This window comes from Paraburkholderia sp. BR14320, assembly GCF_040948665.1.
GTDB classification, from domain to species: domain Bacteria; phylum Pseudomonadota; class Gammaproteobacteria; order Burkholderiales; family Burkholderiaceae; genus Paraburkholderia; species Paraburkholderia youngii.
This window is the reverse complement of the sequence record NZ_JBFPKG010000016.1, coordinates 99,421-122,616: the sequence shown is the minus strand read 5'-3', so window position 1 is coordinate 122,616 and position 23,196 is coordinate 99,421. Positions and strand designations below refer to the sequence as shown.

Genomic DNA, 23,196 nt, shown 5'->3' with positions numbered 1-23,196 from the left:
CGGGGGGGCGTTGCAGGCCGCGGCGGCGAGAATGAGCAGCACAAAAAAACGGAGGCGAAACCCTAAGGTTCGTCTCCGTTTTCTTCTCACGGCAGCCGCGTGCCAAGCCTCGTGCTGATTTATTTCTGCGAACGCAGGATCTTCGCGGCATCTAGCGCGAAATACGTCAGCACGCCGTCCGCGCCGGCACGCTTGAACGCCAGCAGCGATTCCATCATGACCTTGTCGTGATCGAGCCAGCCGTTCTGCGCGGCGGCCTTCAGCATCGCGTATTCGCCGCTTACCTGGTACACGTAGGTAGGAAACTGGAACTCGTCCTTCACGCGACGCACGATGTCCAGATACGGCATGCCCGGCTTGACCATCACCATGTCCGCGCCTTCATTGATGTCGGCCTGCACTTCGCGCAGCGCCTCGTTCGAATTGGCCGGGTCCATCTGGTAGGTCATCTTGTTGCTCTTGCCGAGGTTCGTCGCCGAACCGACGGCATCGCGGAACGGGCCGTAGAACGCTGAAGCGTACTTCGCCGCATACGCCATGATGCGCGTGTGGATGTGGTCCTCGCTCTCGAGCATTTCGCGGATCGCACCGATGCGGCCGTCCATCATGTCCGACGGCGCGACGATATCGACCCCGGCTTCCGCCTGCGCACGCGCCTGCTCGACGAGGATCTCGACGGTCTCGTCGTTCATCACGTAGCCAGCTTCGTCGAGCACGCCGTCCTGACCGTGGCTCGTGTACGGATCGAGCGCGACGTCGGTGAGTACGCCGAGCTCCGGAAAATTCTTCTTCAATTCACGGACCGCGCGCGGGATCAACCCCGCCGGGTTGGCCGCTTCGCGGCCGTCGGGCGTCTTCAGCGAGGGCTCGATCGCGGGAAACAGCGACAGCACCGGCACGCCCAGTTCGACGCACTGCTCCGCGACGCCCATGAGCAGATCGACCGACACGCGCTCGACGCCCGGCATCGACGGCACGGCTTGTCGAGCGTTGGTGCCTTCGACGATGAATACGGGGTAGATCAGGTCGTTAGTGGTGAGAATGTTTTCGCGCATCATGCGGCGCGAGAAGTCGTCACGGCGCATGCGGCGCGGACGGTAGTGCGGGTAGAAGCTCATATCGAATCGAAGATCGTGGATAGGTGGAGTGGACAAATGGCACCTGGCTCCGCTCCCGGAAACTTTTCGAGACAATGGTATATCATACCGATCGAGCAAGGCGCCTAGCGCTGACCTCCCCGCTTCTCCTCCCTGAGCGGGTGCCTGTCGTTTTTCGATTAGGCTGTTTGACCCGCCGTTCAAGCGGCGGGTTTTTTTATGGGTGGCCAGAAATGCGCTCTGATACGGGTATTCAATGCGACTCCCGCGTCACACGCGCGGCGGGACTCCGGCATCGATAGTGACTCAGCCCGCGGCCGGCTTTTCACCTGCTTCGTCCACTGCGCCCGGGATCAGCCAGCTCTCGATCAGTTCATGCGCTTCGTCTAGGCCCGTGCGTTTGAGCGCGGAAAAGAGCTGTGTGCTCAACTCACCGCGATAGCCCGCCGCCCGATATTCGGCGAGTCCCTTCTGCGCGGTGCGCAATGCGTTCGTGCTTTCCTGCCGCGTCAATTTGTCGCATTTGGTGAGCAGCGTATGGATCGGCTTGCCGGTCGGCGCGAACCACTCGATCATGCGTCGATCGAGATCCGTCAGTGGGCGGCGCGAATCCATCATCAGGATCATGCCGCGCAGTTGCGAGCGCGATTGCAGATACGAAGACAGCAGCGCTTCCCAGTGCGCCTTCGCCGCTCCCGGCACTTCCGCATAGCCGTAGCCCGGCAGGTCGACCAGATAGCCGGCCGGTTCATCCGGCTTGCCAACCGAAAAATAATTGATGTGCTGCGTGCGGCCAGGCGTCTTACTCGCGAACGCGAGTCGCTTCTGATTGCAGAGCACGTTGATCGCCGTCGACTTGCCTGCGTTCGAGCGTCCCGCGAAAGCGATCTCGGGCTGCGCGGTGGCCGGCAGGTCACGCAGATGATTGACGGTGGTATAGAAGCGGGATTCGTGGAGCAGGAAGGGCATGGTGGAAGCCAGATTGGAGACGCCGCGGGGCCCGCAGCGGGAACGGGGTCAAGCCCGACTGGCGTCTAAGCGATTAGCGAGTTATTGTACAATACGATGGTTTACTGAATACCTTGGGAGCCCGCCCCACGTGCCTTGGCGGCTCCTGGCGGTCACTCGGTCGCCGTCGTCGTACTTTGCAGAACCTCTAAAATCCCACAAGACGAGACAGGGTGTGCGAATGAATCGACTGTGCAAGACTCTGATGGTGCTTCATGTAACGGCAGGTCTTTCAGGTTTGGCAATTCAGGCACGAGCAGCAGATCCGGCAAAGCCGGACATCAATCGGGGGCAGGCAATCGCGGTACAAGTGTGCGCGTCATGTCACGGGGCAGACGGCAACAGTGCCGGCGGTGCATATCCGAAGCTGGCGGGCCAGCATCCGGAGTATCTCGTCAAGCAGCTCAGAGATTTCAAGACGCAACCGGGCGCCAAACAGGCCGCGCGCAATAATGCGATCATGGCAGGCATGGCTGCCGCGCTCTCCGATCAGGACATGATCAACGTTGCGGCTTACTTCTCGACGCAGACACCCAAGCCGGGCTATGCGCACAATAAGAACACGGTCGCGGTGGGGCAGCAGATCTATCGCGGTGGGATTGCCGACCGGGGCGTGCCGGCCTGCGCGGCCTGCCACGGCCCCACGGGACAGGGCATTCCGATCCAGTATCCGCGCCTGTCGGGACAGTGGGCCGAGTACTCGGTGACGCAGCTGACCGCGTTCACGCAAGGTCCGGGCGCTCGTAATAACAGCGACGCGATGCATGCGATAGCATCACGTTTGTCGGACAACGAGATCAAGGCGGTTGCCGACTACATCGCGGGTCTGCATTAAGCGGTTCGCCTGCGCGAGTCCAACCGGCCCGGCGAGGTCGGTGAAAAACAAGAAAAGGGTGAGGGTGTCGTAGCTGCGACAGCCCTTCACCCTTTTTTGCTGTTCAGTCGGAGTTTGAATGAGCGTCACCACGTCGGGTCTGCAGTCGAAGTCGGGCAATCGCGTCATGCGCAGCACCATCGAGCTCCTGAGCTCCATGCGTTTCGCCATTGCGCTGCTCGTGATTCTGTCGATCGCCAGCATCATCGGTACCGTCCTCACGCAGGACGATCCATATCCCAACTACGTCAACCAGTTCGGTCCGTTCTGGGCGGACATCTTCCGCGCGCTGAGCCTGTATACGGTGTACAGCTCGTGGTGGTTCATGCTGATTCTTGGCTTCCTGATGGTGTCGGTGTCGCTATGCGTGATCCGCAATGCGCCGAAGATGCTCGCCGATGCGAAGAGCTGGAAGGACAAGGTTCGCGAAGGCAGCCTGCGTGCGTTCCATCACAAGGGCGAGTTCGCCGTGCACGGCACGCGCGCGCAGACTGCGGCAGTGCTCGCGAAACTGTCGGCGAAGCTCGGCTACAAGTTCGTCACGCGTGAGTCGGACGGCGCGACGCTGATCGCCGCGAAGCGTGGCGCGCTGACGAAGTTCGGCTACATCTCCGCGCACATCGCGATCGTCGTGATCTGCCTCGGCGGCCTGCTCGACAGCAATCTGCCGATCAAGCTGCAAATGTGGCTGTTCGACAAGTCGCCGATCAACTCGAACACCGTGATCAACGAGATTTCGCCCGACCATCGGCTGTCGGAGTCGAACCCGACGTTCCGCGGCTACGCGTGGGTGCCCGAGGGGCAGCACGTGTCGACCGCGATCCTGAATCAGCCCAACGGTTCGCTGATCCAGGACCTGCCGTTTTCGATCGAACTGAACAAGTTCATCGTCGATTACTACACGACCGGCATGCCGAAGCTGTTCGCGAGCGACATCGTCGTGGTCGATCACAAGACCGGCGCGCGCGTGCCGGCGCGCGTCGAGGTCAACAAGCCGTTCGAATACGACGGCGTGTCGATTTATCAATCGAGCTTCCAGGATGGCGGCTCGCAGATGCAGATGACCGCCTTCCCGATGTCCGGCCCGAGCGCGAAGCCCGCGCCGTTTGGCGGCACGATCGGAGGCAGCGCGCCGCTGAGCTCCGCCACACCGCTCGCCGATGGCCAGACCGTCGAATTCACGGACTTCCGCGCGATCAACGTCGAAAACATCTCGAACGCCAATGGCCGGAACGATGCGCGCGGGGTCGCCGCGCAGCACTCGCTGAAGGAAGCGTTCGACGAGCGTCTCGGCTCCGGCGCGAAATCCTCGAAGCCGCTCGATCTGCACAACGTCGGCCCGTCGGTGCAATACAAGATTCGCGGCAAGGACGGCCAGGCGCGCGAGTACAACAACTACATGCTGCCCGTCGACGTCAACGGCGAGAAGATGTTCCTCGCCGGCATGCGCCTGAATCCAGACGATCCGTTCCGCTACCTGCGAATTCCCGCCGACAGCGGCGGCACGCTGAAGGAATGGATGAACCTGCGCGCCACGCTCGAAGACCCGAACCTACGCGCCATCGCCGCTCATCAGTTTGCGCAGCGCTCGGTGCCAGGCTCGAACGCGGAGTTGCAGCAGCATCTGGAGGAAAGCGCGTTGCGCGTGCTGACCCTTTTTGCGGGCGCGGACGCCAGCATGAAGATGCCGAACGGCGAAACGCTCGGCGGCTTCCAGGCGGTGGCTGGCTTTATCGACCGCTCGGTACCGAAGGGCGAGCAGGAAAAGGCCGCGGGCTTGCTGCTTCGGATGCTCGAAGGCGTCACGTGGGACTTGTGGCAACTGTCGCGCCAGCGGCTCGGCGAGCCCGCCGCGCCGGCCAATGCCGACACGAGCCGCTTCATCCAAAGTTCGCTTAATGCGATATCCGACAGCTTTCTGTATGGATCGCCGGTCTATTTGCAGCTTGACTCATTCAAGCAGGTGCAAGCTTCGGTATTTCAGTTGACGCGCGCGCCGGGCAAAAAAGTCGTGTATCTTGGCAGCCTGCTTCTCGTATTGGGCATCTTCTCGATGTTCTACGTCCGCGAACGCCGTCTGTGGTTCTGGCTGAAGGATACGGACCACGGCACGAACGTCGTGATGGCGATGTCGAGCGCGCGTAAGACGCTAGACTTCGAGAAGGAGTTCGTCCAGACGCGCGACGCCGTGAGCGCCGCACTGGGCGCGAAACTCATCGAAGCTGCCGATACCACCCCGGCCGCTCAGGCCGCAGCCCCGTCGGCAAGCTCACAGGATTCGACCCGGTAAGATCATGGACTTGACTCAGGTTTCCTCCTCCTCTGCTTCACGCGCCGACAAGGCGTTTGCGAGCAGCACGCCCGAACTCCAGCAATTCGACGAACGGCCGTTCCTGAAACGCCTGGGTATCTTTGACTGGCTGTTCGCGCTCGCGCTGGTCGGTGGCGCCGGGTTCGCGCTGTCGCGCTATTACCCGTTCATGAATTACTACGACAAACTGGTGCTGGCCTGCTCGGTGCCGGTTTTCGTGGTGCTGGGCTGGCGCTGGAAGCCGGTGCGTCCGCTGATGGTGGGAATCGCCGCGCTGTCCCTGCTTGCGATCCAGATATACCAAGGCGATCTGAGCCGCGCCGACAACGCGTTCTTCCTCAAATATTTCCTGTCGAGCCAGTCCGCGATCCTGTGGATGAGCGCGCTGTTCGTCTTCGCGACCGTGTTCTACTGGATCGCGCTGCTGTCGCGCTCGCCGACCGGCGCCGCGATCGGCTCGAAGATGACGTGGGTGGCGGTGCTGATGGGCTTCGTCGGCATGATGGTGCGGTGGTACGAGTCGTACCTGATCGGCTCGGACGTCGGCCATATTCCGATTTCGAACCTGTATGAAGTATTCGTGCTGTTCAGCCTGATCACCGCGCTGTTCTATCTGTACTACGAGCAGCACTACAACACGCGCGCGCTCGGCGCGTTTGTGCTGCTCGTGATCAGCGCGGCCGTCGGCTTCCTGATGTGGTACTCGGTCTCGCGCGACGCGCAGCAGATCCAGCCGCTCGTGCCGGCGCTGCAAAGCTGGTGGATGAAGATTCACGTGCCGGCGAACTTCATCGGCTATGGCAGTTTCGCGCTGTCGGCGATGGTCGGCGTTGCATATCTGGCGAAGGAACGCGGCGTGCTCGCGGATCGTCTCCCGGCGCTCGACGTGCTCGACGACGTGATGTACAAGTCGATCGCGGTCGGCTTCGCGTTCTTCACGATCGCGACGATTCTCGGCGCGCTGTGGGCCGCCGAAGCGTGGGGCGGCTACTGGAGCTGGGACCCGAAGGAGACGTGGGCGCTGATCGTCTGGCTGAACTACGCGGCCTGGCTGCACATGCGTCTGATGAAGGGCCTGCGCGGCGCGGTCGCCGCATGGTGGGCGCTGACCGGCCTGCTGGTCACGAGCTTCGCGTTCCTCGGCGTGAACATGTTCCTGTCGGGCTTGCATAGCTACGGCAAGCTGTAAGATCCGCCGCGCTGAACCGACTAAGAACCGCCGCGTGCTTTAGCACCGGCGGTTTTTTCATGGTGGACGGAATATTCGTCGCGCCTCGGTGTTTGCTGATCAAGCACCCGAGCAGGTACCCGTGGATGACAGGCGCGCCCAAACGGGCGATCATCAATATGGCACCGCAACGCGCACGACGCGGCGGGCCGGCAAGGAGCAGCACGATGTGGATCAAGCGAAGCGACAGAATTCAACTGACCGGGGATGACATCGCGCGCAGCGAAATCGCGCCGCGGCACGTGTTCGAGAACCGCCGACGCATCCTGCAGGCAGCCGGCGCGATGGCGCTCGGCAGCCTGATCGGCGTGAGCGGCGAGGCGCTCGCGACATACTCGTCCCCCGATCCGAAGGCGCAGAAGCTCGCGGCGAAAACCAACACCAGGTTCGTCGCGCTCGACAAGATCACGCCGTACAAGGACATCACCACCTACAACAATTTCTACGAGTTCGGCACCGACAAATCCGACCCCTCGCAGCACGCGGGCACGCTGCGGCCGCATCCGTGGAAGGTGAGCGTAGAGGGCGAGATCAAGAATCCGAAGGTCTACGACATCGACGATCTGCTGAAGCTCGCACCGCTCGAGGAACGTGTGTACCGGCATCGCTGCGTCGAAGGCTGGTCGATCGTGGTGCCGTGGATCGGCGTCTCGCTTTCCGAGTTAATTAAACGCGTCGAGCCGACCGGCAATGCGAAGTACGTGCAATTCATCACGCTCGCCGATCCATCGCAGATGCCCGGGCTGTCGCAGCCCATACTCGAGTGGCCGTACTCCGAAGGCCTGCGGATGGACGAAGCGATGCATCCGCTGACGCTGCTGACGATGGGCCTCTACGGCCAGATGCTGCCGAACCAGAACGGCGCGCCGATTCGCGTCGTGGTGCCATGGAAGTACGGCTTCAAGAGCGCGAAGTCGCTCGTGAAGATCCGTTTCGTCGACAAGCAGCCGCCGACCAGCTGGAACACCTACGCATCGAACGAATATGGGTTTTATTCGAACGTGAATCCGAATGTCGATCATCCGCGCTGGAGCCAGGCGACCGAACGGCGCATCGGCGAAGACGGCTTTTTTACGCCGAAGCGCAAGACGCTGATGTTCAACGGTTACGGCGATCAGGTTGCATCGCTCTATCAAGGCATGGACCTGAAGAAGAACTTTTAAGGCGAGCGCGATGGCTTCCGATACGCAAACTGTCACCCGCAGCGCGCCAGCGACACGGCGCACGGCGCCGATGTCGGCGGCCAGGCGGCGGGCCGCGGGCAGCGCGCGCTGGGTCGTACCGGCGAAAGTCGCGGTCTTCGCCGCGGCGCTCTATCCGCTCGCACGCCTCGTGCTGTTTGGCCTGACCGACCGGCTCGGCGCGAATCCGATCGAATTCATCACGCGCTCGACGGGCCTGTGGACGCTCGTGTTCCTGTGCATCACGCTAGCGGTGACGCCGCTGCGCCGTCTGACCGGCGTCGCCGCGCTCGTGCGTTTCCGCCGGATGCTCGGACTCTATACGTTCTTCTACGCGACGCTGCATTTCACTACGTACCTGTGGTTCGACAAGTGGTTCGATGTGGCGGAGATTCTGAAGGACATCGGCAAGCGGCCGTTCATCACGGTGGGCTTCGCCGCGTTCGTGCTGCTGATCGCGCTTGCGGTGACGTCGCCGCGCGCGATGGTGCGCAAGCTCGGACGTCGCTGGCAGACGCTGCATCGCGCGATCTACGCGATCGGCGCGCTCGCGATCCTGCATTTCTGGTGGATGAAGGCGGGCAAGCACGATCTGCTGCTGCCGGAGATTTACGGCGCGGTGATGATTGCGCTGCTGGGATGGCGGCTGGTGGTCTGGATACGCGAGCGAAGGATGACGATGCGCCGACGGTGATTGCGCGAAACTTTCGCGTCACGCACGCGGCTGCAAAGAAAAATGGCGATGCCGAGTAGGCATCGCCATTTTTTTCGTTGCTGCGCTTTATTTACCGTTGGCTGTACAGCCAGCTCTGACGTTTACGCCGGCAGAATTGCTTCGCCCGCAAACAGCTGCCTGATCTCTTCGCGTGCGCGGACTACGTGCGCTTGTGTACCATCCACCATCACCTCGGCGGCGCGCGCACGGGTGTTGTAGTTCGAGCTCATCACGAAGCCATAGGCACCGGCCGAACGGATCGCGAGCAGATCGCCGGGTTCGACAGCGAGCAGCCGTTCGCGGCCGAGCCAGTCGCCGCTTTCGCAGACCGGGCCGACCACGTCATAGACGTGCGCAGGGACGTCGCGCTTCACGACCGGCTCGATTGCGTGATACGCGTCGTACATCGCGGGGCGTGCGAGATCGGTCATCGCCGCGTCGACGATCGCGAAGTTCTTGTCCTCGCCCGGCTTCAGAAACTCGAGACGCGTGAGCAGCACACCCGCGTTGCCGACCAGCGAGCGACCGGGCTCGAAATAGACTTCGCGGTGACCGTGGCCGCGCGCTTCGATGCGATCGAGCACCGTGCGCACGAACTCGCCGATTTCCGGCGGCGTTTCGTCGTCGTAGGTGATACCGAGGCCGCCGCCGACGTCGATATGGCGAATCGACACGCCGTCCTGCTCGATCTGCTCCACGAGCTCCAGCACTTTGTCGATTGCGTCGAGGTAAGGCGCGACTTCGGTGATTTGCGAGCCGATATGGCAGTCGATGCCGACCACCTCGAGATTCGCCATCGCCGCGGCCGCCTGATAAGTGGCGCGTGCATCTTCGAACGCGACGCCGAACTTGTTCGTCTTCAGGCCGGTGGAAATGTACGGATGCGTTTTCGCGTCGACGTCGGGATTCACGCGCAGCGACACCGGCGCCTTCTTGCCCATCTCGCCCGCCACAGCGTTGAGTCGATCGAGCTCGGGAATCGATTCGACGTTGAAGCATTTGACGCCCGCCGCGAGCGCGTCGCGCATTTCGCTCGCCTGCTTGCCGACACCCGAAAACACGGTGTTTTCCGCTTTGCCGCCGGCCGCGAGCACGCGCGCGAGTTCGCCGCCTGACACGATGTCGAAGCCCGCGCCGAGGCGCGCGAATACGTTCAGCACCGCGAGATTGCTGTTGGCCTTGACGGCCACGTGCACGCTCGCGCGACGCCCGGCGCAGGCGCCCGCATAGGCGTTCCACGCCGCGGTGAGCGCGGCGCGCGAATAGACGTACAGCGGCGTGCCGAACTGCTCGGCGAGGGAAACGGCGGACACGCCTTCGGCGTGCAATACGCCGTCGACGTAGTCAAATGCGGATCGAGTCATGCGAAAGTCTTATTGAGCGGAAGGGACGGCAGAGGCGGGCAGCGGTACTGCGGGAGCCGATGCCGCCGAAGCGGGCGGCGTCTTGAGTTGGTCTTCGGGGGCGAGCGTGAGCGGCGTGCCCGAGGTGTCCGGGATCGAATCCGCGTCGGCCGCGCTGCCGGTAGCCGGTTGCGTTTGATCGGTCGACGGCGTTTGCGTGCGATGAGCCGGCGGGGCAGGCAGCGGCGGTACGGTTGGCAGATAGAGCGCGCCGCGTTGGCCGCAGCCGGTAAGCGCACAACCTGCGAGAATGGCTAAAACCGCTACAATCGCGCGGCCGGGCGCTGCCGCGCGCATCCGAGTTACGACTCGCATGACTGTCCCTGAATGAATAATCGATGGAGTTTAGCATGTCCGATAGTGATTACCTGACCCGTGCGGAAGCCGTACTGGCCGCCATCGAGAGCGCGCTCGACGACATCGACGCCGACATCGAACTCGAGCGCAGCGGCAACGTTCTGACGCTCGAATTCGAGAACCGCACCAAGATCATCGTCAACCTTCAGCCCCCGATGAGCGAGATCTGGATCGCGGCGAAGGCCGGCGGTTTCCACTTCCGTTTCGTCGACGGCGAATGGCGCGACACGCGCAGCGGCTCGGAGTTTTTCGCGGCGCTGTCGCAGTATGCGACCGAGCAGGCTGGCGAGCCGGTGCAGTTCGCCGCGCAATGAGCACGGCGCGACAAGCGCGAAGCACGAGACGCTCTCAAAACAAAACCGCCGCGTAATCAACGCGGCGGTTTTTTCTTTTCTAACGGTACGTCGACGCGGCCTTAGTGCCCGCGGAACAGATTCATGATGTCCTGCTTCTCCTGCTCGCCGACCTGTTCCGGCGCGGCGGCCGCGGCGCTCGCCTGGGCGTCGAGCGTCGCCTGACTGACGCCGACCGTTGCGATGAAACCGTGGCCCGGCGTGAAATCGTCGAAATAAAGTTCCGAGCCGATTTCGCTGACGTCGTCGGGGCGTGCCATCTTGTACTCGGGCACGCCCTTCAGCGCGCGTCCCATGTACTCGATCCACACCGGCAGCGCGAGGCCGCCGCCGGTTTCCTTGTCGCCGAGGCTGCGCGGATTGTCGTAGCCGATCCACGCGATCGCGGTGAGCGTGTGCTGATAGCCGGCAAACCACGCGTCGCGCGAGTCGTTGGTCGTGCCGGTCTTGCCGGCGAGATCGGTGCGCTTGAGCACGTTGCTCTTTGCGCCGGTGCCGTGCTGCGCGACGCTTTGCAACAGACTGTTCATCACATAGGCGTTGCGCGGTTCGATCGCATACGGCGCGTTTTGGCCGGCCACGAGCGGATGCGCTTGCGCGACGACGCCGCCGCGCTGATCGGTGACTTCCGCGATCAGGTAAGGATTGATCCGGTAGCCGCCGTTGGCGAACACCGAGAACGCGCCCGCCATCTGCAGCGGTGTCACGAGGCCCGCGCCGAGCGCCATCGGCAGATAGGCGGGATGGCGGTCCGCGTCGAAGCCGAAGCGCGTGATGTATTGCTGCGCGTACTTCGGGCCGATCTGATTCAGGATGCGGATCGACACGAGATTCTTCGATTTCTGCAGCGCGGTGCGCATCGTCATCGGACCGTCGAAGCCGCCGCCGTAGTTCTTCGGTTCCCACGCCTGGCCGCCGGTTTCGGCGGCGCTGAAAAAGAGCGGCGCGTCGTTGATGATCGTCGCGGGCCCAAGGCCTTTTTCGAGCGACGCCGAATAGATGAACGGCTTGAAGCTCGAGCCCGGCTGACGCCACGCCTGCGTCACGTGATTGAACTTGTTCTTGTTGAAGTCGAAGCCGCCGACCAGCGAACGGATCGCCCCGTCCTGCGGCACCACCGAGATGAACGCGCCTTCCACCTGCGGCAATTGCGTGATCGACCAGTCGCCCTCGTCGTTCTTCACGAGCCGCACGATCGCGCCGGGCCGGATGCGCTGATTCGGCTGCGCGCGCGGGCCGAGCGCGAACTGCGCATAGCGCAGGCCATCGCCCTGAATCGTTGCGACGTTGCCGTCGATGAAGGCCGCCTGGACCTCCTTCGGACTCGCCGCCGTGACGACGGCCGCGATGATTTCGCCGTTGTCGGGATGCTCGAGCAGCGCGTCGTCGATGGCCTGCTCGCGCTCGTCGGCGTCGGCCGGCAGATCGATGAACGCCTCCGGGCCGCGATAGCCGTGACGGCGTTCGTAGTCCATCAAGCCTTTGCGCACCGCGTGATAGGCGACGTCCTGATCGGCCGAGTCGATCGTGGTCACGACGTTCAGGCCGCGCGTGTAGGCTTCCTCGCGATATTGCGCGTACATCATCTGCCGCACCATTTCCGCGACGTATTCCGCGTGCACGCTGTACTCCTTGCCCATGCCCTTCACGACGAGCCGCTGCCGGCTCGCCTCGTCGTACTGTTCCGGAGTGATGTAGTGCAACTCGTACATGCGCTGCAGGATGTACTCCTGGCGCACCTTCGCGCGCTTCGGATTGACGACGGGGTTATACGCGGACGGCGCCTTCGGCAGACCGGCGAGCATCGCCGATTCGGCGAGCGTCAGGTCTTTCAGATCCTTGCCGAAGTACACGCGCGCGGCGCTCGCGAATCCATACGCCCGCTGACCGAGATAGATCTGATTCATGTACACCTCGAGAATCTGATCCTTGCTCAGCTTCGACTCGATCTTGTACGCGAGCAGCATCTCGTAGATCTTGCGCGTATAGGTTTTCTCGCTGGACAAAAAGAAATTGCGCGCCACCTGCATCGTGATCGTGCTCGCGCCTTGCGTCGCATGGCCGTTGGTCAGCGCGACGATGCCGGCTCGCGCGATGCCGGTCAGGTCGACGCCGCCGTGTTCGTAGAAGCGCGCGTCCTCGATCGCGAGGATCGCTTTCTTCAGGCTGTCGGGCACGTCCTGAATGTGCACGATGTCGCGCCGCTCCTCGCCGAATTCGCCGATCAGCACGTGGTCGGCCGTGTAGATCCGCAGCGGCACTTTGGGTTGGTAGTCGGTCAGCGCATCGAGTGACGGCAGGTTCGGCGTTGCGACGACGAGCGCGTAGCCGAGCACCAGCGCTACGCACACGATGCCCGCCACGATCAACCCGACAAAGCCGAGGATCAGCTTCAGCCATAGCGGGCGTTTGCGCTTTTTCGGCGCGGGCGGCGGAGACGTAGGAGACGTGGCTTGCATAGGAGTACCGGAAAAACAGTCCCGCGATTATAGCCGCCAGGGTTTTTCTGCTTTCGGAAGCCTTACGAATGGCGTGCAATCGGCACTCGCCAGGCGGCGCGGGAACGACTTCGCTGTAGTCCCAACTGTAGTCGCTTTGATGCCGCTCGGGGCGGCTTCGCAGCCGCGTTAGCCATTCGGCTGAATGTCGTTAGGACGCGCGTCTGCCGACAATGATCCCTCGTTATTCGCGTTCCGAGGGAGGACGGTATGGCTTATAAAAATTCATGGCTTCAGGCGGTGCGGGAGGGCCGGCAGCGTTTCGCCGCCGGCATCGACGTCGGTCCGCAAAACGTGCGTCTCGTGGTGGTGAGTCAACGCGCACGGGGTGCGCTGCATCTCGAACATATCAGCACGGTGCCGCTCGCGGCCGGCGTAATGGCGGGCGCGGAGATAGTCGATCGGCAGGCCGTTTCGCGGGCATTGCGCGATGCGTTCGCCGGCTTGCCGCGCGTATGCGCGACGCACGCGCTGCGCTGCGCGATGGCCGTGCCTTCGTCGGCCACGCTGACGACGACAGTGCCGCTCGCGCGGCTCGCCGCACAGAGCGACTGCGAGGCGGAGGACGGTGGCGTTGCGCTCGCCGGACTTGCGCCCGCGGTGATGGGCGAAGCGGAGCGTATCGCCGGGCTCGAGCGTCATGCGCTCGCGGTCGACTGGTACGTCGACGAGACGCCGTCGCCGCAGCGCTCGGTCAAGATCGCGGCGACCTCGCGTCAGCATCTGGAAGCGCGGATCGAATGCGCGGCGACCGCGGGCATTTCGTTATCCGCTATCGATGGCGAACCGCACGCGGCATTGCGCGCACTGCGCCATGCGGCGAGTCGCGAGCTCGACCCGAACGAACCATACGCGGCGGTGTGGGTCGGCACGGACGGCGTGTACGGCTGGAGTGTCGTCGATGGCGCGAACGTCGGCGAGATGCGCTATCCGGCGCCCGAGCATGCCGATCTCGCCGACGCGTTGCGCGATCTCACGCACGGGCCGGAGTTCGACTGCGCGCTGATCGGCGGCGAAATCGATCTGCTCGACGGCGTTGGCTTCTCGCTCGCCGATATCGGCGACGTGCTCGGCTGCTCGGCCCTCCCGTTCGAGTGCGCGCTGCTCGGCAGCCACGCGCGGCCGCTCGACGACGCGTTGCTGCACGAGCCGGCTGGCGCGGTGGCGTTTGGGCTCGCGTTGCGCGGGGTGCTGGAATGAGGGGCGTTCTGTCGTTTTCTTCTGGCGTGGCAGCGAGTCCCGATCGGGGTGATCAGCGTGCCGCTGTGCCGTGGCTCGGCGGCTTCAATTTGCTGCCGTATCGCCAACGCAACGCGCGACTCGCGCGGCGCCGCTGCATGCGCGACTGGGCTGTGGCGGCTTGCGTCGGTGCCGCAGGCGTGTTGCTCGTCGCCGGTTGGCAGAGCTTCGCCGCGGCGCGGTTGGATGCGCGGCGCGCTGCGATCGAACAGGCGTTGGCCCCGCTCGCCGCGCCGCTCGCGGAGCACGCGAAGTTGTCGCGGGCTGAACAGGACCAACGCGAAGCCGCGGCGCGCGCCGCGAGTCTCGCGAAGCCGCTCGCGCATCTGCGGAATCTGCTCGACGCGCTGAGCTTCGAGCCCGGCGATCGCATCGTGTTGCGGCAGTTCCGGCAGCGCGAGTACGAGACCGAATTGCTGGCGACTTCGAGCGGCCATATCGCATCCGCTGAGTGGCTCAAGCGGCTCGGCGCAATCCACGGCGTGCAGGGTGCGGAGATGCGCGATTTGCGTCGGCCGACGGGGAAGGGCGGCGCGTCGACGGAACCGGCGATCGGCGGACCGGTGGAATTCGATGCGCGACTGCGCTGGGGCGATCCGCCGCCTCGGGCGACGCACGCGTCGAGGGCCGCACGAAAGGGAGGGGCGCGATGAGCACGACCTTTTTCGAGCCGGGCGGTGCGGCGCACGGCACCGCGGTTTTATCACGCTGGGTCAAGCGGGCGCGTATGCCGCTCGAGGCGTGGAGCTCGCGCCGTCGCTGGCTCGTCGCGGCGGCGATCGCTGCGCTCGTGTTCGGCTTCGGCGCGTACAGTTGGAACACGGCCGATCTCGCCGGACTGGAAGCGAGCCGCGCGGCGCTCGCGCTCAGTTCGCAGCGTCTCGCGGAGGCGCGGCACGTGCTCGCACAGCTGCCGTCGCTGCGCCGGGCAGCCGCGGCGATGTCGGCCACGGTGTCGAGCGCCACGCCGTGGAATTCCGCCGACGACGTGCGCATCGTCTCCGAGCTGGCTACGCAGAGCGGCGTCGCGTTGCTCGCAGTTGAACCGGGCGCGGCGAGCGGCGAGGGCGTCGAACGCAAGCGCGAGCTGCAGCTCACCGCGCGCACGGACTTCGTCCATCTGATGGCGTTTTTTCACGGGCTCGCGCAACTGCCGGTGCTGATCGTTCCCGCCGATGTGACCGTCAAGCAGGACGGCAAAGTTCTCGCGGTGGCCGCGACGCTGCAGGTGCACGACGCGCTGCGACCGGCGCCTGAGACCCCGGCTGCGAGCGCCGGCGTAAGCACTGACGCCGACGATGACGACGAAGGCCTCGTATTCTTCGATCCGTTCGCGAAGCCGCAGATCTCCGCGAGCGGCGAGCCGGGCGATGTTTCCGAGTTGCGCCTTATTGTCTGCTGCGCGATCGTACCCGCGGGCTCGCCCTGCTCGACACACCAGACGGCACGACGACGGTCGCGGCCGGGCAGCAACTGGGCGTCGAGCGAGTCACGCAGCTCGACGCGCTCGGCATTACGCTCGCGAACGGCGGCGCGACGCGCACCCTGACGCTGACGCAGACGGAGGCGTCATGATGCGCATACTCAAACGATGGAGCGTGGCGAGGTTGACGGGCGAACGCGAGGTCCGCGTCGTCGCCGGGCTGTGTTTCGGGCTCTACGCCGCAGCGACGCTCGGCGCGGGCGTCGCACGGGCAGCGACGCCACCGCTGCTGCCGCCGTTGCCGACTTACGCCGCGCTCGACGATCCAGCCGCATCGACCGAGACCGCCCATGAGACAGCGCCGCTGCCGAGCGGCGGCATCGGTCAGGCAGCGAATCCGTTCGCCTACGTCTCTGCGTCAAGCGCGGCCCCAGAACCGGACACCCTTGAGCCGGCCCCGCGTGCCGCCGTCGCGCCCAACGCTTCCCCGGACGACGCCGCCAACGGCCCGAACCTGCCGCCGCCGCCAAAACAACCCGCGGCTCCGGCTCGCGACGACGGCGCCGGCACGCCCAGTCTGGAGGGCCCGCCGGTCCCGCTGCCGCCGCGGCCGCGCCTCGCCGACGCAGCGGCCGATGCCGACTCGGGCCTTCCCGCGGGCAACAAGCCGATCTCGCTGAACTTCCAGCATGCGCAACTGGGCGCGGTCCTGAAAGCGTTCGCCGAGTTCACCGGCCTGAACATCGTCGCCAGCGACAAGTTGCGCGGCGCCGTGTCGATACGGCTCGATCAGGTGCCGTGGCGCACCGCGTTCGACACGCTGCTCGACGTCAACAATCTGGCGATGGAGCGCCACGGCAACGTCATCTGGGTCGCGCCCGCCGCCGAACTCGCCGCGCGCGAACGTCAGCGCTTCGAAGCTCACGCGCGCGCCGCGGACCTCGAACCGCTCGCGAGCCGCACGTTCGAGCTGCACTACGCGCACGCCGAGGACGTGCGGCGCCTGCTGACCGGTTCCGGCACCCAGCGCGTGCTGTCCAAACGCGGCGCCGTCACCGCCGATCCGCGTACCAACCTGCTGTTCGTCACCGATCTCGCGGGGCGGCTCGAGCAGATCGCGGCGCTGATCGCCTCCGTCGACCGGCCGACTCGCCAGGTGCTGATCGAGGCTCAGATCGTCGAAGGCGACCAGGGTTTTTCGCGCAATCTTGGGGTGCGGCTGTCGCTGGCCGGCATGAGCGCGGATGGTACGTCGAGGGGGCTGACGGGAGGAACGGACGGCACCGTGTACGATCTGTCGGCCCGTCCGATCTCCGGATTCGATGCCGCGACCGCTGGCCTCACGCTATTCGCCGCGCACGCGACACGGCTGCTGAATATCGAACTCTCGGCGCTCGAATCAGAGGGACATGGGAAAATCGTGTCGAGCCCGCGGGTCGTCACCGCCGACCGGATGAAGGCGATCGTCGAGCAGGGCACCGAACTGCCATATCAGGCGAAGGTCGGCCAAGGCGTATCTGGCGTGCAGTTTCGCCGCGCGACGCTCAAACTGGAGGTCGAGCCGCAGATCATGCCGGATGGCCGCGTAGTGCTCGATCTCGATGTCGCGAAGGACAGCGTCGGCGAGCAGACCGACGCCGGGCCCGCGATCAACACCAAGCACGTGCAAACGCGCGTCGAGGTCGAGGATGGTGGTACGGTGTCGATCGGCGGAATTTACGAGACCGATGACCGCGACGACGTCGAACGGGTGCCCATTCTTGGCAAAATACCGGTTCTGGGCGCGTTGTTCCGCCATCGGACTCATCGCGACGCGCGCAGCGAACTGGCGGTTTTCATCACGCCGCGCGTGGTGCGGGAAAATTAGGGCATATAGGGCACGCTTGCGCCGCCGTCCGTCGGCGGCGCGCAGGCTCGACAAGGCAGCCGCTTTGCCATTAAGCTGCGGCACGAACTACACCGGATTAGCCAGAGGACACCGTTGCAAGCGCGGGACGCACACGCCAATGTTTTTTTCGTAGGGCTCATGGGGGCAGGAAAGACCACTGTGGGTCGGGCGGTTGCGCGCCGTCTCGAGCGCCCGTTCTTCGATTCCGACCATGAAATCGAGGCGCGCACGGGCGCGCGCATTCCCGTGATCTTCGAGCTAGAGGGCGAAGCGGGCTTTCGCGATCGCGAAGCGAGCGTGATCTCGGAGCTGACCGCGCGCGACAATATCGTGCTCGCGACCGGGGGCGGCGCGGTGCTGCGGCCGGAAAACCGCGAAGCGCTGAAAAGCCGCGGCCTCGTGATCTATCTGCGCGCCAATCCGCATGACCTGTGGCTGCGCACGCGCCGCGACAAGAATCGTCCGCTGCTGCAAACGGAAGACCCCAAGGCGCGCCTCGAAGCGCTCTATGCAGTGCGCGACCCGCTGTACCGCGAATGCGCGCACTTCGTGATTGAAACCGGCCGGCCCTCGGTCAACGGGCTCGTCAACATGGTTCTGATGCAGCTCGAGATGGCCGGCGTCGCCAAACATCCTGCGTCATAATGGACCGTATGATTACCGTCAACGTCGAACTGGGCGAGCGCGCCTATCCCATTCATATCGGTGCCGACCTGATCGGCCGGACCGATCTGTTCAAGCCGCATATCGCGGGCAACTCAGTCACGATCGTCACCAACAGCACCGTCGATCCGCTCTACGGCGACAAGCTGCGCGCCGCGCTCGCGCCGCTGAACAAGCAGGTGTCCACGGTGGTTCTGCCGGACGGCGAAGCGCACAAGAACCTGCAGACGCTGAACCTGATCTTCGACGCGCTGCTCGGCTCGCGCGCCGACCGCAAGACCACGCTGATCGCGCTCGGCGGCGGTGTGATCGGCGACATGACCGGGTTTGCCGCCGCGTGCTACATGCGCGGCGTGCCGTTCATCCAGGTGCCGACCACGTTGCTGTCGCAGGTGGATTCGTCGGTCGGCGGCAAGACCGGCATCAACCATCCGCTCGGCAAGAACATGATCGGCGCGTTCTACCAGCCGCAGGCGGTGATCGCCGACATCGGCGTATTGCGGTCGCTGCCCGCGCGCGAACTCGCTGCGGGCATTGCGGAAGTCATCAAGACCGGCGCGATCGCCGATGCCGGCTTCTTCACCTGGATCGAGGCCAATGTCGAGGCTTTGAACCGCTGCGAGCCGGCGGCGTTGACCGAGGCGGTCAAACGTTCGTGCGAGATCAAGGCGTCGGTGGTGGCGCAGGACGAGCGCGAAGGTGGTCTGCGCGCGATCCTGAACTTCGGCCATACGTTCGGCCACGCGATCGAAGCCGGACTCGGCTATGGCGAGTGGCTGCACGGCGAGGCGGTCGGCTGCGGGATGGTGATGGCGGCGGATCTGTCCGTGCGCCTCGGCCATCTGGACGAAGCGTCGCGCAAGCGACTCGTCGACCTGGTGCTTGCCGCGCATCTGCCCGCGCGTGCTCCCGCGCTCGGCACGGATCGCTACGTCGAGCTGATGCAGATCGACAAGAAAGCAGAAGGCGGCACGATCAAGTTCATTCTGCTGAAGCGTTTCGGTGAGACACTGATCACCCGCGCGCCCGACGCCGAAGTGCATGCGACGCTGGCCGCCGCCGTCTAGATTCAACACGGCCCTGCAGCCACGCTTCACGCACCCGCGTCACGAGGCGCCGCCCATGTTTCGGAGAACCCGGTGACTGACAGGCGCAGCGACGATATCCAGCATGACGCGGCAAGCGCGCGCGCGGGCGCCGGGAACGGCGCCATCGGCGCCACGGCCATCGCCGCGGATGCCGCTGCCGCGGTGGCCGCACCCGCCGTCCCCGCGCCGACCCAGCAGGCGCTCGAAGCGCATCTCGCGCCGTACGCGGCGCATTCGAGCCAGTCGCGTGGACGTCGCTATGCGGAAACCGCGCCGAGCGCGCGCACCGAGTTTCAGCGCGACCGCGACCGCATCGTTCACTCCACCGCGTTCCGGCGGCTCGAATACAAGACTCAGGTATTCGTCAATCACGAGGGCGACCTGTTTCGCACGCGTCTTACCCATAGCCTCGAAGTTGCGCAGATCGCGCGCTCGGTCGCGCGTAACCTCCGCGTCAATGAAGATCTCGTCGAAGCGATTTCGCTCGCGCACGATCTCGGCCATACGCCGTTCGGTCACGCCGGCCAGGACGCGTTGAACGAATGCATGCGCGAGCATGGCGGCTTCGAGCACAATCTGCAGAGCCTCGCGGTCGTCGATGAACTTGAAGAGCACTACGGAGCATTCAACGGCCTGAACCTGTGTTTCGAGACGCGCGAGGGCATTCTCAAACATTGCTCGCGCGACAACGCGCGCCGGCTCGGCGAGTTGGGCGAGCGTTTTCTCGAAGGACGTCAACCGTCCCTCGAAGCGCAGATCGCCAACGTCGCTGACGAAATCGCGTACAACAATCACGATGTGGACGACGGTTTGCGCTCCGGTCTGCTGTCGCTCGAGCAACTCGCCGAAGTGGAGCTCTGGCAGACGCATTGTGAGGCGGCGCGCGGCGACTACCCGCAGATCGAAGGGCGTCGGCTGATTCACGAGACGGTGCGGCGCGTGATCAATACGCTGATTGTCGATCTGATCGAGACGACGCGGGCCAATCTCGCGCGCTACGCACCGGCGTCACTCGACGACGTGCGCGCGGCGCCCCCGCTCGTTGCGCACAGTGATGCGATCGCCGCGCAGGCCGCGGCGCTCAAGCGCTTTCTGTTCAGAAACATGTACCGCCACTATCGCGTGATGCGCATGGCCAACAAGGCACGCCGCGTCGTGGTCGGGCTGTTCGACGCGTTCACCGACGATCCGCGCCTGCTGCCGCCGGACTATCAATCGAGCGATGCGGCGCGCCAGCCACGTCTGATCGCGCATTACATCGCGGGGATGACCGATCGCTACGCGTTGAAGGAGTATCGGCGGCTGTTCGTGATCGACGATAACTAGTCGCTAGCGGCTAGCTGCGGCAAGGGGGGCAACGTTCGACCTTGCCGCATCGAAGCGGCCGTCGCGCCTCCTTGCCAGCACCCTCAAACCGCGCAAGCCAGCGTCATCGCGAACGCGACGCGAACAGCGCCCCCGCCACCAGCGCAAGCCCGCCGACGATCGCAATCGTCTGCCACGGATTCTCATGCACATAGTGATCGGCGTCCGAGATCGCGACGCCCGCGCGGTCGCGCATTGCATCGCGCGTGTCGTTCAGCCGCTCGCGCGCGGCGTCCAACTGTTTGCGCAGCCTGCCGCGCAAGGCCACGGCGTCGGCCTGCGTGCCGTCGGCCAAGGTCGATTCGAGTTCCGACAGCAGGGTGCGCAACTCGACCGCGATATCTTCGGCCGCATGGCGGCTATGGCGAGCGATGCGCCGCGCACGGCGACTCGCGCTGGTCCAGGATTCGCCGAGGGCGTCTCGCGTATTTGGAAGTGCTGTCATGGTCGCTCCGTCGATGAGTTGAAAGGCCCCGCGCATCGTCGCGCGGACACGCTATGCGCAGACGCAGTATCACGTCGCAGCGTAGGAAACGCCATCCAACGCAACTTCGATGCCAAGCGTCGCATCGCCCGTAACGTGGCAGCGCGCGCCTCGCGGCACGCTTCGCGTGGCCATAACGTTGCCAGATATTGCACGCAGGCGCGCCGCATTCGCGTCAAATTTACAAACGCCGATGCCGGATGACACTGCCATGCCGATGCCACCGCGACGCCAAAACAAGAACGCCGTCATCTGCTCGATGACGGCGTACCCCACGGCGCGAAAATTCGACTACCCTAATTCAAGCCACCTGCTGTCGCGATGCGTTAGAAACGGTAACCGATGTTGACGTAGGTGACGATCGGGTTCAGTTTGATCTTGGTTTGCGATTGCACGTTCAGCGTGCCGACGGGCGTGGTCGCTGCCGAATTGAGCTTCGCGGTCGTGCTGAGCGGCAGGTATGAGATCGACACGCCGGCGAACCAGTGTTGATTGAAGGAGTAATGGAAGCCCGCATTAAACACGGGTTCCCACGAACTATCCGTCGAGACACTGGTCGGACCATGCAGAACGTTGGCTTGGAATGAGCTGTTGGTGATGTGCTCGTCGGTGAACCAGATGCGGCTCACACCCACACCGAGATACGGCCGGAACGCAGCGGTCGGCGCGTTGAAGTAGTACTTGAACAGCAGAGTCGGGCTCCACTGTTTGGCCTGCCCGATCTTACCGAACTGCGCGAGGCTGCCCGTGCCTGACAGGTCGAAAGTAGGCGGCACGCCAATGACGAATTCGGTTGCGATGTGGTCGGTGACGAAGTATCCGGCGGTGAAGCCGATGGTGTCGGCCGAACCCAGCGAAGCGCCGGTGTTGGCTTCGGTGATGTTGGTTGGGCTACCGCCAATGCTGGTCACGGTCAGCGGGTCGCTGCTCGATTGGGGCGCCAGGTGGAACCAGCCCGTCGTGACGTAAAAGCTGCCGGCCGATTGTGCGTGCGCTGCCGTGCTCATGCAGGCAAGCACTGCCATCCCCGTTACGGCCTGTTTTAATTTCATATGTGCTCCTCCAAAAAAGGCCCGCTCATTATGACTACAACGTTTGAAACAAACCATACGCGGCGGTTAGAGTTTTCTCCCTAAGCGCCGCGTGGTTTCTGGCTTGGCCGCATGGCGCCGAACCTTGCGCGCATGCGGATCTTCGGACCTTCGGGTATATACCAACGCGACTATTGGACACTCCAGCATGGCACGGCTTGCACGTCTTTATGTCCCCGACCAGCCGCAGCACGTCATCCTCCGCGGGCTCGATGAGCAGCCCGCCTTCGTCGACGACCAGGACTACGAGCTTTTCATCGACTGTCTGAAGGCGGCTTCCCGGGACCATCACCTTTCCATCCACGCTTACGCCTTGATGCCGGGCGCCGTGCAACTGCTCGTGACGCCCACCGAGGAGTCGAGCCTGCCCAAGGCGATGCAGGCTGTCGGGCGGCGCTACGTCGCGCACTTCAACCGGCGCTATGCGCGTCGCGGCACCTTGTGGGAGGGCCGTTACCGGGCCACGGTGATCGAAGGTGAGCGCTACTTCCTGCTGGCGAGCCGGGTGGTCGAAATGTGTCCGGTGCGCTTGCAACTGGTCAACGCGGCCGAGGACTATCGTTGGTCGAGCTATCGTCATCACATCGGCCTTACCCTCGACAGCCTGATCACGGATCACCCTCTCTACTGGTCGCTCGGCAATACGCCGTTCGAGCGACAGCGTGCTTATCGCGAACTGTGCGAGCAACCGCTCGACGAGCGCGAAGCCAGTCAGCTCCAGCAAGCCACATTGAAGGGTTGGGTACTCGGCAGCGACACTTACCGCGAGTGGGCGGCGCGCGCCGCGAACCGACGTGTGTCGCCGCTTCCGCGTGGCCGGCCACGCAAGGTGCGCGAGACGCCGCATACGCAGTGACGCGGCGACGCTTGCTACCCAGCGCCGCCGATAGAGCCGCTTTAAATCGGAATAAAGCGTTTTGCATCAAAGGA

At 64.3% G+C, this 23,196-nt stretch carries 20 protein-coding genes and 1 pseudogene; 14 read left to right on the top strand and 7 right to left on the bottom strand.

The window, feature by feature from the left end; genetic code table 11:
* Positions 1-119 precede the first annotated feature (119 nt).
* Positions 120-1,118: a porphobilinogen synthase gene (gene hemB / locus AB3X89_RS17410; RefSeq protein ID WP_368584389.1), complete on the bottom strand. Its 999-nt coding sequence runs from the start codon at positions 1,116-1,118 to the stop codon at positions 120-122.
* A gap of 285 nt (positions 1,119-1,403) precedes the next feature.
* Complete coding sequence (gene yihA / locus AB3X89_RS17405) at positions 1,404-2,066, bottom strand: ribosome biogenesis GTP-binding protein YihA/YsxC (protein ID WP_368584388.1); 663 nt, start codon at positions 2,064-2,066, stop codon at positions 1,404-1,406.
* Between the two features lie 220 nt (positions 2,067-2,286).
* On the opposite strand from yihA, the gene AB3X89_RS17400 reads away from it, so the two are divergent.
* The 5 genes from AB3X89_RS17400 to msrQ all read left to right on the top strand — a co-directional run bounded on the left by AB3X89_RS17400 (position 2,287) and on the right by msrQ (position 8,393).
* Positions 2,287-2,940 carry a cytochrome c gene (locus tag AB3X89_RS17400; RefSeq protein WP_026228372.1) on the top strand — a complete coding sequence of 218 codons (654 nt, stop codon included), beginning with the start codon at positions 2,287-2,289 and terminating at the stop codon, positions 2,938-2,940.
* Between the two features lie 118 nt (positions 2,941-3,058).
* A complete protein-coding gene (locus AB3X89_RS17395) occupies positions 3,059-5,269 on the top strand; it encodes a cytochrome c biogenesis protein ResB (RefSeq protein WP_368584387.1) in 2,211 nt (736 codons plus the stop codon).
* 4 nt (positions 5,270-5,273) lie between these two features.
* Positions 5,274-6,479, top strand: coding sequence for a c-type cytochrome biogenesis protein CcsB (gene ccsB, locus AB3X89_RS17390; RefSeq protein WP_368584386.1), 1,206 nt, complete (start codon positions 5,274-5,276; stop codon positions 6,477-6,479).
* Positions 6,480-6,685: 206 nt separating this feature from the next.
* Positions 6,686-7,681: a protein-methionine-sulfoxide reductase catalytic subunit MsrP gene (gene msrP, locus AB3X89_RS17385; protein ID WP_368584385.1), complete on the top strand. Its 996-nt coding sequence runs from the start codon at positions 6,686-6,688 to the stop codon at positions 7,679-7,681.
* A 10-nt stretch (positions 7,682-7,691) separates the two neighbouring features.
* Positions 7,692-8,393 (top strand): protein-methionine-sulfoxide reductase heme-binding subunit MsrQ, encoded by a 702-nt coding sequence (gene msrQ, locus AB3X89_RS17380; protein ID WP_368584384.1) that lies wholly within the window; start codon positions 7,692-7,694, stop codon positions 8,391-8,393.
* 122 nt (positions 8,394-8,515) lie between these two features.
* On the opposite strand, the gene lysA is transcribed toward msrQ, so the two are convergent.
* Entirely contained in the window at positions 8,516-9,778 is a 1,263-nt protein-coding gene (lysA, locus tag AB3X89_RS17375; protein WP_368584383.1) for a diaminopimelate decarboxylase, read from the bottom strand.
* 9 nt (positions 9,779-9,787) lie between these two features.
* Positions 9,788-10,132: a lipoprotein gene (locus AB3X89_RS17370; RefSeq protein ID WP_368584382.1), complete on the bottom strand. Its 345-nt coding sequence runs from the start codon at positions 10,130-10,132 to the stop codon at positions 9,788-9,790.
* 35 nt (positions 10,133-10,167) lie between these two features.
* On the opposite strand from AB3X89_RS17370, the gene cyaY reads away from it, so the two are divergent.
* On the top strand, positions 10,168-10,488 hold the full coding sequence (gene cyaY, locus AB3X89_RS17365) for an iron donor protein CyaY (protein WP_176110110.1): 321 nt from the start codon (positions 10,168-10,170) through the stop codon (positions 10,486-10,488).
* 101 nt (positions 10,489-10,589) lie between these two features.
* On the opposite strand, the gene AB3X89_RS17360 is transcribed toward cyaY, so the two are convergent.
* Positions 10,590-12,986: a penicillin-binding protein 1A gene (locus AB3X89_RS17360; RefSeq protein WP_368584380.1), complete on the bottom strand. Its 2,397-nt coding sequence runs from the start codon at positions 12,984-12,986 to the stop codon at positions 10,590-10,592.
* Between the two features lie 249 nt (positions 12,987-13,235).
* Here AB3X89_RS17360 and pilM point away from each other — a divergent pair, with 249 nt between their 5' ends.
* From pilM to AB3X89_RS17325, 7 genes and pseudogenes are all read left to right on the top strand, one after another.
* Entirely contained in the window at positions 13,236-14,225 is a 990-nt protein-coding gene (gene pilM, locus AB3X89_RS17355) for a pilus assembly protein PilM (RefSeq protein ID WP_368584379.1), read from the top strand.
* Complete coding sequence (locus tag AB3X89_RS17350; protein ID WP_368584378.1) at positions 14,222-14,917, top strand: fimbrial assembly protein; 696 nt, start codon at positions 14,222-14,224, stop codon at positions 14,915-14,917. Before pilM ends, AB3X89_RS17350 begins: the two co-directional genes overlap by 4 nt.
* Positions 14,914-15,839: pseudogene (locus AB3X89_RS17345) on the top strand (hypothetical protein). The gene AB3X89_RS17350 and the pseudogene AB3X89_RS17345 overlap by 4 nt, the downstream one beginning before the upstream one ends.
* Positions 15,836-17,554 carry a type IV pilus secretin PilQ gene (locus AB3X89_RS17340; RefSeq protein WP_368584377.1) on the top strand — a complete coding sequence of 573 codons (1,719 nt, stop codon included), beginning with the start codon at positions 15,836-15,838 and terminating at the stop codon, positions 17,552-17,554. Before AB3X89_RS17345 ends, AB3X89_RS17340 begins: the two are co-directional and overlap by 4 nt.
* Before the next feature lie 114 nt (positions 17,555-17,668).
* Complete coding sequence (locus AB3X89_RS17335) at positions 17,669-18,220, top strand: shikimate kinase (protein ID WP_368584376.1); 552 nt, start codon at positions 17,669-17,671, stop codon at positions 18,218-18,220.
* A complete protein-coding gene (gene aroB / locus AB3X89_RS17330) occupies positions 18,220-19,305 on the top strand; it encodes a 3-dehydroquinate synthase (protein WP_368584375.1) in 1,086 nt (361 codons plus the stop codon). Before AB3X89_RS17335 ends, aroB begins: the two co-directional genes overlap by 1 nt.
* A 159-nt stretch (positions 19,306-19,464) precedes the next feature.
* Positions 19,465-20,652 (top strand): deoxyguanosinetriphosphate triphosphohydrolase, encoded by a 1,188-nt coding sequence (locus tag AB3X89_RS17325; RefSeq protein WP_368584400.1) that lies wholly within the window; start codon positions 19,465-19,467, stop codon positions 20,650-20,652.
* A 103-nt stretch (positions 20,653-20,755) separates the two neighbouring features.
* Here the strand turns inward: AB3X89_RS17325 and AB3X89_RS17320 are convergent, their stop codons facing one another.
* Complete coding sequence (locus AB3X89_RS17320) at positions 20,756-21,136, bottom strand: YqjD family protein (RefSeq protein WP_013090729.1); 381 nt, start codon at positions 21,134-21,136, stop codon at positions 20,756-20,758.
* A gap of 365 nt (positions 21,137-21,501) precedes the next feature.
* The gene (locus AB3X89_RS17315) at positions 21,502-22,227 is read right to left on the bottom strand and encodes an OmpW family protein (RefSeq protein ID WP_368584374.1); all 726 of its coding nucleotides are present in this window, start codon (positions 22,225-22,227) and stop codon (positions 21,502-21,504) included.
* A 187-nt stretch (positions 22,228-22,414) separates the two neighbouring features.
* On the opposite strand from AB3X89_RS17315, the gene AB3X89_RS17310 reads away from it, so the two are divergent.
* Positions 22,415-23,122 carry a transposase gene (locus tag AB3X89_RS17310; RefSeq protein WP_368584373.1) on the top strand — a complete coding sequence of 236 codons (708 nt, stop codon included), beginning with the start codon at positions 22,415-22,417 and terminating at the stop codon, positions 23,120-23,122.
* The last annotated feature ends 74 nt before the right edge of the window (positions 23,123-23,196 follow it).